The organism is Pandoraea pnomenusa (genome assembly GCF_000767615.3).
Classification (GTDB): Bacteria; Pseudomonadota; Gammaproteobacteria; order Burkholderiales; family Burkholderiaceae; genus Pandoraea; species Pandoraea pnomenusa.
The window spans coordinates 4610213-4622475 of record NZ_CP009553.3 but is presented as its reverse complement, the minus strand read 5'-3'; the positions used below and the strand labels follow the sequence as shown (position 1 = coordinate 4622475).

Annotated in this window: 11 protein-coding genes; 8 read left to right on the top strand and 3 right to left on the bottom strand. The window is 65.3% G+C overall.

The window, feature by feature from the left end:
• Positions 1 to 166 precede the first annotated feature (166 nt).
• Complete coding sequence (locus LV28_RS44690) at positions 167 to 1060, bottom strand: LysR substrate-binding domain-containing protein (protein ID WP_023597571.1); 894 nt, start codon at positions 1058 to 1060, stop codon at positions 167 to 169.
• A gap of 206 nt (positions 1061 to 1266) precedes the next feature.
• Between LV28_RS44690 and LV28_RS44685 the strand changes: the two genes are divergently transcribed.
• From LV28_RS44685 to yddG, 6 genes are all read left to right on the top strand, one after another.
• A complete protein-coding gene (locus LV28_RS44685) occupies positions 1267 to 2133 on the top strand; it encodes a transporter substrate-binding domain-containing protein (protein ID WP_023597570.1) in 867 nt (288 codons plus the stop codon).
• Between the two features lie 13 nt (positions 2134 to 2146).
• On the top strand, positions 2147 to 2812 hold the full coding sequence (locus tag LV28_RS44680) for an amino acid ABC transporter permease (protein WP_023597569.1): 666 nt from the start codon (positions 2147 to 2149) through the stop codon (positions 2810 to 2812).
• A 15-nt stretch (positions 2813 to 2827) separates the two neighbouring features.
• Positions 2828 to 3514 carry an amino acid ABC transporter permease gene (locus LV28_RS44675; RefSeq protein WP_025249830.1) on the top strand — a complete coding sequence of 229 codons (687 nt, stop codon included), beginning with the start codon at positions 2828 to 2830 and terminating at the stop codon, positions 3512 to 3514.
• A 2-nt stretch (positions 3515 to 3516) separates the two neighbouring features.
• The gene (gene argH / locus LV28_RS44670; RefSeq protein WP_023597567.1) at positions 3517 to 5019 is read left to right on the top strand and encodes an argininosuccinate lyase; all 1503 of its coding nucleotides are present in this window, start codon (positions 3517 to 3519) and stop codon (positions 5017 to 5019) included.
• Positions 5019 to 5756, top strand: a complete 738-nt coding sequence (locus tag LV28_RS44665) for an amino acid ABC transporter ATP-binding protein (protein ID WP_023597566.1) — start codon at positions 5019 to 5021, stop codon at positions 5754 to 5756. Before argH ends, LV28_RS44665 begins: the two co-directional genes overlap by 1 nt.
• 210 nt (positions 5757 to 5966) lie before the next feature.
• Positions 5967 to 6890, top strand: a complete 924-nt coding sequence (gene yddG, locus LV28_RS44660; protein WP_023597565.1) for an aromatic amino acid DMT transporter YddG — start codon at positions 5967 to 5969, stop codon at positions 6888 to 6890.
• 92 nt (positions 6891 to 6982) lie between these two features.
• On the opposite strand, the gene LV28_RS44655 is transcribed toward yddG, so the two are convergent.
• Together LV28_RS44655 and gbd are read right to left on the bottom strand one after the other, a co-directional pair.
• Positions 6983 to 8428: an NAD-dependent succinate-semialdehyde dehydrogenase gene (locus LV28_RS44655; RefSeq protein WP_023873100.1), complete on the bottom strand. Its 1446-nt coding sequence runs from the start codon at positions 8426 to 8428 to the stop codon at positions 6983 to 6985.
• 95 nt (positions 8429 to 8523) lie between these two features.
• Positions 8524 to 9663 carry a 4-hydroxybutyrate dehydrogenase gene (gbd, locus tag LV28_RS44650; protein WP_038619768.1) on the bottom strand — a complete coding sequence of 380 codons (1140 nt, stop codon included), beginning with the start codon at positions 9661 to 9663 and terminating at the stop codon, positions 8524 to 8526.
• A gap of 121 nt (positions 9664 to 9784) precedes the next feature.
• On the opposite strand from gbd, the gene LV28_RS44645 reads away from it, so the two are divergent.
• A complete protein-coding gene (locus LV28_RS44645) occupies positions 9785 to 10723 on the top strand; it encodes a LysR family transcriptional regulator (RefSeq protein WP_023597562.1) in 939 nt (312 codons plus the stop codon).
• Between the two features lie 175 nt (positions 10724 to 10898).
• Positions 10899 to 12242, top strand: coding sequence for an MFS transporter (locus LV28_RS44640; protein ID WP_038619770.1), 1344 nt, complete (start codon positions 10899 to 10901; stop codon positions 12240 to 12242).
• Positions 12243 to 12263: the final 21 nt, after the last annotated feature.

The window sequence follows — 12263 nt, the reverse complement described above, 5'->3', positions numbered from 1 at the left end:
CGAGGGCGAGGCGGTACAAAAGGCGCTGGACAAGGGGCGCCGCCGCGCCGGAAAGCTCACATGATGAAGCATTTTGGTCTTTCGCGCCGCGTGTGGAAGTGGGCGCGATCGCGCGCCATGTACGAAGCTCGCCCGGTGCCAATCGGTTGACCCGTGGCGCCGTGCGTCAACGCACGCCGCTGACGACGTCGCGCAGCGTGGCGGCGAAGCGCTGGGCGAGCAGGCTCTGCGGCCCATGCCGCGGACGCAGCAGATGCGTTGTGAACAGGACATCCGGCGAAAACGGGCGATAGTCGAGATGGGGCCCCGCGTACGCCTGCGCCACCGCTCGGCTCACCACGCTCACCCCAAGCCCGCCGGCGACCAGCGCGCACACGGTCGCTTCATACGGGGTTTCGAGCTCCTTGTGCCGGAGTTCCACGCCGGCTTCGCGAAACCGCTGATCGATCTTCATGCGTGTGCCGTCGACGAGCGAGAGCGCGATGAACGGCTCGTGCTCGAGATCGGCCGGCGTTATCACGTCATGCGCCCCGAGCCGGTGACCGCCCGGAAACGCGCAGACGCCGGCAATTTCGCTGATGGTCGTCGCTTCGATACCGGAGACGTCGCGGCTCACGTAGGACACCACGCCAAGATCGCAGAATTGCGACGCCACCCAGTGCGCCACGCGCGGCGAATCGTTGGTGAGCAACGAAACGGCGACACCGGGATGCGTCTCGCGAAACTGCCGGATCACTTCAGGCATCTGCGTGAGCGCAATCGAGGGGACGGCACCCACTCTCAGACGGCCAGTGCCCGAGCGGCGGATCTGCTCGGCGGAATCCTCGAGGCTCTTCAGGCTGACGAACGCGCGCTCGACGTCGCGGAACAGCTCGGCGCCTTCGTCCGTGAGCTGCAGACGGCCGTTGATGCGCTCGAACAGCCGGAATCCCGCGCTGTCCTCCAATTGCCCGATCAGCCGGCTAATGTTGGGCTGCGACGTATGCAGCGCGTCGGCCGCCGCGGTCATGGACCCCGTCTGAATCACGGCGCGAAACGCTTCCACCTGCTTGAACTTCATCGTCGTCGGTTCTCGGCTGACCCGCTCGCCGCGAAGGGCGGGGGTATATCAATAATGTATGAGCTCGTATTGTATTGTGATTTTTAAGAATGCCCCGGCGCAGCTACAGTCTTGGGTATCCGGTCGCAGCGCTCTCAGGAAAACAGCATCGCCCGCCTGTCGGCGCCCGGCCTCCTTTCGTGTCGTTCCGCATTCGGGAGCCATCGATGTCAAGCCTGCGTCGTTCGTTCGTATTCACTTCCGCCCTGGCTGCGTGTGCCGTTGTCGTCACCATGACGCTGGGCGCGCGACCCGTGCTGGCCGCGCCTGGCGATCTGCCGCCATTGCCGGAGGAGATCAAGTCACAGGGTCAACTGCGCGTCGGCGTGCGCTGCGACCAGCCGCCTTACGGGTACCAGGACAGTACCGGCGCGTTTGCCGGTGTGGAAGTCGAGATGGGCCGCCAGATTGCCGAGTGGGCGTTCGGCTCGAAGGACAAGGCGGTGTTTACTTGCGTGACGGCCGAGAATCGCGTGCCGCAACTGCTTGGCCGCAAGGTCGACCTGCTCATTGCCACCCTCGGCGTGTCACCGGAACGCGCGCGCGTGATCGATTTCACGAAGCCCTACCGCTGGGGCGCCAGCGACGTGGTGGTGCGCCGCGACAGCGGTATCGAGACACTCTCCGACCTCAAGGGCAAGACGCTCGTCGCGCTCAAGGGTTCGGTGCAGGCGAAGTGGTTCGAGGATCACATGCCAGACGTGAAGATGCTGCGCCTGAACACGGCTGCCGACGCCATGCAAACCTTCCGTCAGGGCCGCGCCGACGCCTACACGCACGACGCCGCGACCCTCGTCGTGGCGGCGGCGAAGGACCCCGGAGCGAAACTGCTGGGGCAGTATTTCCAGATATCAGATGCCGCCATCGGTGTGCGCAAGCATGAGACCGCGTGGCGCGACTATCTGACGGCGGCGATCGCACGCATGCGTTATGAAGGGCGCTTCGTCCAGTGGGTCAAGCAAAGCGTGCCCGAGTCGATCCGCAGCTATTACCTCTCGGTGTTCCAGCAGGGACGTCCGAAGGAAGTCCTGTAATCGGGCGGCCGTCATGGACTTCGACGTTGCCTATCTGATCGCGCAATGGCCCGCGCTCTGGCGCGGCGCATTGATGACGCTGGAAGTCTCGGTGATTGCCATCGTTTGCTCGGCGCTCATTGGCGTGGCCGGATGCGCGATCCGCATCTTCCGCGTGCCGGTGCTCTCCCAGATCGTGACCGGCTACGTGGAGCTGATGCGAAACACGCCCATTCTCGTGCAGCTGTTCTTCATCTTCTATGGATTGCCGGCGATCGGATGCGGCCTGTCGTTGTTCGCCTCGGGGGTGCTTTGCCTGTCGCTGTGGGCCGGGGCCTACCAGATCGAGAACTTGCGCGGTGGGATGGCCGGTGTCGGTCGACGCATGTACGAGTCGTGTCACGCGTTGTCGCTGCGGCCGTGGCATTACTTTACGCTGGTTGCGCTGCCGATCGCGCTGCGCCACGCGCTGCCCGGCATGCTGAACACGGCGATCTCGCTTCTCAAGAACTCGTCTTATCTTCAGGCCATCGGTTTGATGGAACTCACGTTCGTCGCCGTCGACCGCATTGCCACGGACTTTCGCCCGCTTGAGATGTTCGGCGCGATTCTCGTGCTGTACCTGGGCATGGTCGCCGTGCTCGCCCTGCTCGCGCATCGGCTTTCGGCCTGGTTGCAGCGACCGTTCAAGACTCACTGATCTCCGTCGCCGACCATGAACGTCATTCTTGAAAACTGGCTCGTGATCGTTCACGGGCTGCGCATGACGCTGGCGCTTGCCGGCGCGGTGCTCATCTGCACGACCTTGATTTCGCTGGTGCTCGGCGTGCTCGCGACATTGCCCAATCGCGCGCTCCGGTGGATCATCCACGGCTATGTCGAACTGTTCCGCTCGATTCCGCTGATCGTCAATGTCTTTTGCGTGTTCTTCGTTGCGCCGATGTTCGGTCTCGATCTGAGTCCTTTCCTGGCGGCGACGGTCGGACTCTCGCTCTGGGGCGGCGCGAACGGCACGGTGGTCGTCTCCGGGGGCATTCTGTCGGTGGCGTCGCACCAGTGGAAGAGTGCGGCGGCGCTCGGGCTACGCCGCTGGCAGATCTACCGTTACGTGATCGGTCCGCAGTCGGTGAGCGCGATTCTTCCGGCCTATACCGGTCTGCTCACCCTGCTCGTGCAGTCGACGTCGCTCGGCGCGCTCATCGGCGTGAGCGAGTTCCTCAAGGTCAATCAGAACATCATCGAGCGCACCACCATCATGCAGGGCCAGAACCCGGCCTTCGAAGTGTACGGCCTCGTACTCGCTGTCTATTTCGTCATCTGTTCCGCGCTCAGCGCGCTGTCACGTCACCTCGAACGCCGGCTGCAACGCGAACGCGTTCGTCCGCTCTCCACACAAGGTTGAACATGTCCATCTCGAAAGTCAGTCGGCGGCTCACCGAAGCCCTCGCCCCGGAAGTCAACGACATCATCTTCAAGCCGCGCCTGGCGGGCTTCGACGAAACCTTCGTGCCGCTTGGCGACATCAACAAGGCGCACGTGGTGATGCTCGCCGAGCAGGGGTTGATTCGCACCGAACATGCCGCGGCGCTCGCGCGAGGCATTCTCGACATGGAGGCGCAGGGCCCCGGCGCCGTGCCGCTCGACCCGAGCCGCGAGGATGCCTATTTCAACTACGAGGCGCACCTGATGCAACAGGTCGGCGCCGACGTGGGCGGACGCCTGCATACCGGTCGCAGTCGCAACGACATTCTGGCCACCCTCGATCGCCTGCGCGGCCGTGCCACGTTGCTCGATCTGATCGGTGCGCTGGTGCGGGTGCGCGCGACGGCGCTCGAACAGGCCGAGCGTCATGCCGACGTGGTCATGCCCGGCTACACCCACCTGCAGCCCGCGCAGCCGATGACTTACGGCTTCTACCTGGCCGGCGTGGCGCAGGCCCTCGAGCGCGACAGTCGCCGTCTGACGGACACGCTGTCCAACATGAACGTCTCGCCGCTGGGCGCCGCGGCGTTCGCCGGCACGCCGTTCGCCATCGATCGACAGCGTACGGCCGAGCTGCTGGGCTTCGACACCTTCGTCGACAACGCACTCGACGCCGTGGGCTCGCGCGATTTCATGCTCGAGGGCATTGCCGACCTCAGCCTGCTCGCGGTGTTCTGGAGCCGAGTGGCGCAGGACTACTTCGTGTGGACCACCCATGAGTTCGGCATGATCGAATTTCCCGACAGCGTGGCGGCGACGTCGAGCATCATGCCGCAGAAGAAAAATCCGGTCGTGCTCGAGTACCTCAAGGGGCGAACCGGGCACATCGTCGCCGCGCTTCTCGCCTGCTCGATGGCCATCAAGGGGACCCACTTCACGCATACGGGCGACGCCAATCGGGAAGGCACGCACGGTTTCTGGGAGGCCGCCCGAGAGAGCGTGCGTTGCCTCAACCTGCTCGAACTCGTGCTGCGATCGGCGCGTCCGGTCGCTGCCCGCGCGCAGCGTCTGGCGGCAGAGGACTTTTCCACGGCGACCGCGCTGGCAGACCACATGGTGCGCCGACACGACCTCTCGTTCCGAGCGGCGCACCACGTCGTGGGCGCCGTGGTGCGCGATGCGATGGACCGTGGCGTACCGGCCGACCGGATCGACGCAGCGATGGTCGAGGCGGCGGCCACCGAGCAACTCGGCGCGCCGCTCGGCATCGACGCCGACGCAATCCGTGCCTGCCTCGATCCGGAAAGCAATGTGGCGTCGCGCATGTCGCCCGGCGGTCCGAGTCCGGACACGCTGCGCGCGCATGTGCGCGCGGCACGCGAGCGCGTCGAGCAGACGAACGCGCTTGTCGCTCGCTGGCAGGCGCGCCTGGCTGACGCCCGGGCGACGCTGCAAGGCGCCACGCGCGCACTGGCGGGGCTCTGATGGGCGCGCTGCTTTCGATTCGCGGGTTGCACAAGCACTTCGGCCCGCACCAGGTGGTCAACGGTGTGGATCTCGACGTTTACCCTGGCGAAGTCGTGGTCGTGATCGGTCCGAGCGGTTCGGGCAAATCGACGCTGATCCGTTGCCTGAACAGCCTCGAGACGCCAACCGACGGCACCGTCACGCTGGGCGACGCCGCCACGGACGTGAAGGATCACCGCGCCATGGCGAAGTTGCGGGAAGACGTGGGCATGGTATTCCAGGACTACACCCTCTTTCCCCACCTGACCATTCTGCGAAACATCACGCTGGCGCCGGTGAAGCTTGGGCGGATGACGCTGGCGGACGCCGAGCGCACGGCGCATGCGCTGCTCGAACGTGTGGGACTGGCGCACAAGGCGAATGCGCATCCCGCGTCGCTTTCGGGCGGCCAGCAGCAACGTGTGGCCATCGTGCGGGCACTGGCGATGAAGCCGAAACTGATGCTGTTCGACGAGCCGACGTCGGCGCTCGACCCCGAAACCGTGGGCGAGGTGCTTGCGGTGATGAAGGATCTGGCGCGCGACGGCATGACGATGATCGTGGTCACGCATGAGATGGGATTCGCGCGAGAGGTCGCCGATCGTGTCGTGTTCTTCGACCATGGGCGCATCGTGGAGAGTGGCCCACCGGAATCGCTTTTCGGTGCGCCGCGTGAAGCGCGTACGCAGCAGTTTCTCCGAAGCGTGCTGCGTTGAGCGGGCTGACCCTGGTCGGTGGCGTATGACGGCCCGTATCTCGCACGTCGAACTCGCGGAGCGCGCACAAGGCATGGGGTGTCCGCGACTTCGTGATCGTTGGGGCCACCACCCCGCACGGGGCGCCGCGATCGCTATACTGCTGCCCACGGCCGGCTGGCGACGCACAGGCGCCAGCCGGGCCGCTTCGTCAACGAAAGCAGGCAGGGCATGGACAGCAAGCGAAGGAATCGGGCGACGCTCGTCGGGTTGGTGGCAGTGGTGCTGTGGAGCGCGATTGTCGGGTTGATTCGCGGGGTCAGCGAAAGCTTTGGGCCGACCGGCGGCGCCGCGATGATGTACACGGTCGCGTCCGTGTTCCTGTTGCTCAGCGTCGGCTTCCCCGACCTGAAGACATTTCCGAAACGCTATCTGTACCCGGGCACGCTGCTGTTCGTCGTCTACGAGCTGTGCCTGTCGCTGTCCATCGGCTACGCGAATACAGCGCGTCAGGCCATCGAAGTCGGCATGGTCAATTACTTGTGGCCGACGTTCACGATGCTCGCGGCAATCGTCTTCAACCGGCAGCGCGCCAGCTTCTGGGTGGTGCCGGGATTTCTGCTGTCCATGCTCGGCATCTGCTGGGTGCTCGGCGGCGACCAGGGGTTCGACGTCGCGCGGATGGCCGGCAATGTGCTCGACAATCCGCTGAGCTACGCACTCGCGTTCGCCGGGGCGGTGATCTGGGCCGCTTATTGCACGTTGACCGCGCGCTACGCCGACGGCAAGAACGGTGTGACGTTCTTTTTCATGCTAGTGGCGATCGCGCTATGGGCGAAGTACTGGCTCGGGGAACCGGCGCCGATGCGCGTGAGCATGTCCGGCGTTATCTATCTGTTGCTGGCGGCCGGGGCGATGGGTTTCGGGTATGCGGCCTGGAACGTCGGCATTCTGGGTGGCAACGTGACGCTGCTCGCGGGGGCCTCGTACTTCATTCCCGTGTTCTCCGCGGTGCTCTCGGCCGCGCTGCTGCGCACTGCACTGCCCTACACGTTCTGGCAAGGCGCGGCAATGGTTTGCGGCGGTTCGCTGCTTTGCTGGCTGGCCACCCGAAACCGGGGGCGCGCGGTGCGCCGCTCCGGGGCCGGGGATTGAAGGCGTGCGGCTCGCCGGTCCGGTGGTCGTTACGAGCACCGGACCGGCGACGTGATCGCCCGGATCAGGCGGTCACGCTCAAGCGGCCATGATCACGCGGCCATGACCGACACGGCCTTGGTCACGAGATAGGCTTCCATGGCCTCCGGGCCGCCTTCCGAGCCGTAGCCCGAATCCTTCACGCCGCCGAACGGCATTTCGGGCGACGGGGCGGCCGGTTGGTTCACCCACAGCATGCCGACCTCGAGTTGCTGCGAGAGCAGATGCACGTTGCGGAACGACTGAGTGAACGCGTAGCCCGCGAGCCCGAACGGCAGACGGTTGGCCTCGGCGATGGCGTCTTCGAGCTTGTCGAAGCCACGAATGGCGGCCACTGGCCCAAACGGTTCGTTGTTGAACACATCGGCCTCGAGCGACACGTCGGTCAGCACCGTGGGCGCAAAGAAGTTGCCCGACGTGCCCACGCGCTCACCACCGGTTGCCACCGTTGCGCCGGTCTTGCGTGCGTCCTCGACCACGTGGCTCATCGCGGTGAGACGACGGGCGTTGGCGAGCGGCCCCAGGGTCGTGCCCTCGGCCAGGCCGTCGCCGAGCTTCAGGCTTTCGGCGTGCTTCACGAGGGCCTGCGCGAACGCGTCCTTGATGCTGTTGTGCACGAGAAAACGCGTGGGCGAGATACAAACCTGACCGGCATTGCGGAACTTGGCGCCACCGGCTGCCTTGACGGCGAGCGCTAGGTCGGCGTCTTCGGCCACGATCACCGGCGCGTGGCCGCCCAGTTCCATCGTTGCGCGTTTCATGTGCAGGCCCGCCAGCGAGGCGAGCTGCTTGCCGACCGGCGTCGATCCGGTGAACGTGATCTTGCGGATCACCGGGTGCGGGATCAGGTAGCTGGAAATCTCGGCCGGGTCACCGAAGACGAGGCCCACCGTACCGGCCGGAACGCCCGCGTCCACGAACGCCTGCAGCAGCGCGGCGGGGGAGGCCGGGGTCTCCTCGGGTGCCTTGACGAGGAACGAGCAACCGCAGGCCAGCGCGGCACTCAGCTTGCGCACTACCTGGTTGACCGGGAAGTTCCACGGCGTGAACGCCGCCACCGGACCGATCGGCTCCTTGAGCACCATCTGCTGGGCGCTGAGGTTGCGCGACGGGACGACACGGCCGTAAACGCGCATGCCCTCGTCGGCAAACCACTCGATGATGCCGGCGGCAGCAAGCACTTCGATGCGGGCCTCGGCAAACGGCTTGCCTTGCTCCTGCGTCATCAACCGGCCAATGGCGTCGGCACGCTCGCGTACGAGTACGGCCGCCTTGCGCATCGTCGTGGCGCGCTCGACGGCGGGAATCTTGCGCCAGGCGTTGAAGCCGCGCTGCGCGGCTTCGAGCGCCCGGTCGAGATCGGCAATGCCCGCATGCGCGACCTTGCCGATCGGATTCCCGGTAGCCGGATTGATGACGTCGATCGTCTTGCCGCTCGCAGCATCGCACCACTCGCCGTTAATCAGCAGGCGGGTGTCGGTATAACCTGATGTGACCATGGTCGAATTTCCTGGAATGAAGACACAATGTAAGTGAGAGGGGGATCCAGAGCGAGACGCGGCCGGTGTCGACACCGGCCGCGTACCTCGCCACTTTACAACGATGCGACGAGCATCGTGCGGTAGTCCTGCGCACTGGCGTCGCGCGGATTGGTCTTGTGGCTGTGATCCTTCAGCGCGCCGTCGATGATGCGCGGGAATAAATCCTCTGTCACCCCCAGTTCCCTCAGGCCGCGCGGCAGCCCCAGTCGCTGTGTCATGTCGGCGATCGCCGGGCCGACCTCGTCGCCCGTTGCGAGTCCCATGGCCTGAGCCATGCGATCGAGTTTGGCGTCCTGCTGCATCGACGGCGACGCGCGGTTGAACGCGATGACCGCAGGCAGCAGGATGGCGTTGAGCGTGCCGTGGTGCAGGCGCGGATTCAGGCCGCCGAGCGAGTGGCTCAGGCTGTGCACGCAGCCCAATCCTTTCTGAAACGCGAGCGCTCCCTGCATCGAGGCGCTCATCATGTTCAGTCGCGCGGTGCGGTCGCCCGGTTCGCGCGTGGCGCGCTCGATATGGCGCCAGGCGCGCCACAGGCCGTCGAGCGCGATGCCGTCGGCTGGCGGGTTGAACGCCGGCGCCATGAACGTCTCCATACAGTGCGCGATGGCGTCCATGCCGGTGGCGGCGGTGAGGCCCGGCGGCAGGCCGAGTGTGAGCGCGGGATCGCAAATGGCCACGCGCGGCACGACATGAGGCGAGATGACGCCCACCTTGCGCCCGTCGTCGAGAATCAGGATCGCGCCGCGCCCGACCTCGCTCCCCGTGCCGGCCGTGGTCGGGATGGCGATGACCGGGGCTGTCGCCGACGTAATGCGCGCCGCGCCGCCTTCGATGACGGCAAACTGCTGCAGCGGGCCGTCGTGCGTGGCGCAGACCGCCACCCCCTTGGCCAGATCGATCGACGAGCCGCCGCCCAGCGCGATCACGCCGTCGCAGCCGCTGGCCTTGTACATCGCAACGGCGTCTCGTACCACCGACTCGTTCGGGTTGGGCGGTGTCCGATCGAATACCGGCACGGGCGCGGAGGCCCCCAGTGCGTCGAGCACGGTGTCGAGCAGGCCCGCCGCGCGAATGCCCGTGTCCGTCACGATCAGCGGGCGACGAATGCCGATCCGCTCGCATTCGCCCGCCAGAAGGCGAATCGCGTCGAAGCCAAACTGGATCTGCGTGATGTAGTTGATGAGAGACATGGTGGATGACGAAAAGTTATAGAGGGGCTAAGCTCCTGCGAGGATGTAGCAGTTTATGGCGCGTTGCATCGCGCCGATATTGAAAGCATTTGATAGTGATATAACTTTTCATCAATCCAAGATGCCCCCAACGCTCAACTCGATCATCTCCCGCCTGCACGTCAAACAGCTCCGATTGCTGATCGCCATTGAAGAGCACGGCTCGTTGCTTGGCGCGGCCAGGCAACTCGCCATGACGCAGCCCGGCGCGAGCAAGGCGTTGCATGAGATCGAGACGACCTTCGGCGCATCGCTCTTCGAGCGTTCGAACCGTGGTTTGGAACCGAATGCCGTCGGGCATTGCGTGATCCGGTACGCGCGGCTCATCCAGTCCGATCTGGCGCACCTGCGCGAAGAGATGGTCGGCATCATGCGCGGTCATGGCGGCCGGGTGTCGGTGGGTGTCATCATGGGCGCGGTGCCGCTGCTGACCGACGCGATCACCGCCGTGGGCGAGGCCCAGCCCGACATGTCCATCGAGATCGTGGAAGACACGAGCGCGACGCTGCTCAGCCTGATCGACGCCGGGCGCCTCGATCTCGCCATCTGCCGCACGAGCGTGAGCCAGACGCCCTACCTCTACGACAGCGCGTTCGTACAGGACGAGACGCTTGCGGTCATCGCCAACGCGGCGCATCCGCTGGCTCGCGCCGGAGGCGTTTCGCTGAGCGATCTGGCCGACTACCGCTGGGTCGTCTATCGCGCGAACATGCCGATGCGACGGTTGCTCGAGCGGGAGTTTCACGACGCCGGGCTGCGTTTTCCGTCTCATCTGCTGGAAACGACTTCCGCCTTCGCGACGGTTTCGCTGCTCCAGAAGAATCCGTCGCTCGTGGCGCTCGTGTCCATCGACGTGGCGCGCTTTCATACGGCGCACGGCGTGGCGTGCACGTTGCCACTGCAGCTGTCGTCGCTCAGCGAGCCTTACGAACTCGTGACCCGGCGCGGCGCACCGGTGTCGCACGGGGCCCGGATGCTCATGGACGCGATCGTCGCGCGCGGCGCGACCCATGACGCCTGACGGAACCGCCGCGTCGCCTGACGAGGATCGGAGTATGTGTGTCTCGCATGCCAGCGTTCGGCGTGGCCGTTCGTTGGCATAGCGAAAAGTTATATCGCTAACGCCAACCCTCAGTGTACGGTTGCGATCCGCCTTTGTAGACTTCGTTCGTTCGCAAAATAACGAGGTGGAGACAATGAGCGGAATTGCGCCCAACAGCGCCGGACATGCCGGGCTGACGGCTGATATCAAGGAAACGATGGTTCCCGATGCCGAGCGTCGGCGCGCGTTGCTCGGCAGCGCGGTGGGCAGCACGATCGAATGGTATGACTACTTCCTGTACGGGACGATGGCGTCCATCATCTTCGCAAAGCAGTTCTTCCCGAGCACCGATCCGTTGGTCAGCCAGTTGCTGGCGCTCGCCGCGTTCGCGCTGGCCTTCGTGATTCGTCCGTTGGGCGGCGTGATTTTCGCGCACGTCGGCGACCGCGTCGGGCGCAAGAAGACGCTGGCCATCACGTTGTCGATGATGGGAATGTCGACGGTGTGCATGGGATTGCTGCCCAACTACGACCAGATCGGCGTGTGGGCGCCGATCCTGCTCTCGGTGCTGCGCCTGATGCAGGGCCTGGCGCTGGGCGGCGAGTGGGGTGGCGGTGTGCTGCTGGCCGTGGAGTATTCGCCGCGCCATCGCCGTGGCTTCTTCGGTGCGGTGCCGCAAACCGGCGCCGTGCTCGGGCTGGCGCTGGGCAACATCATCACGTCGCTGCTGAGCAATACGATGAGCGACGCGGACTTCCAGAGCTGGGGATGGCGCATTCCGTTCGTCGGCTCGATCGTGCTGGTGCTGATCGGGATGTGGATTCGCAACGCCGTCGGGGAGACGCCGTCGTTCAAGAAGATTCTCGCCACGCGCAGCCACGCGCGCATTCCGCTCAAGGAGACGCTCCAGGACCACTGGCGCGTCGTGCTGATCGCGATTGGCGCCAAGGTGGTGGAGACCTCGACCTTCTTCCTGTACGCCACATACACGGTCTCGTACATGATCGGTCACGGCTTCCAGCGCTCGGACATTCTGAACATCGTGTTGGTCTGCGCCCTGATTGCCTTCCCGTTCATGCTGTATTTCGGGCATCTCTCGGACAGGATCGGCCGCAAGAAGGTCTTCATCTACGGCAGTCTCGCTTTCATAGCGTGGATCGGGCCGTTCTTCTGGCTGCTGAACCAGAAATCGATCGTGCTGGCGGCACTTGCGGTAGGTGTCGGCCTCAGCGTGATCTGGACGACCTACGGCTCGATGATCGGCACGCTGCTGGCCGAGGCGTTTCCGGCAAGCATTCGCTACACAGGCATGTCACTGGGCTACCAGATCGGCGCGGCGCTCGTGGGCGGGCCGATGCCGCTGATCGCCACGGCGCTGGTCGCCTACTTCGGCGGCAGCTACGTGCCGGTGGTCGTCTTCATGATGGCGTGCGCATTGGTGTCGATCGTGGCGGTCGCCTTCGCCAAGGATCGCAGCGGCCTGCCGCTCGACGACTGATCGCCGCAGGGGGGGGCGCTG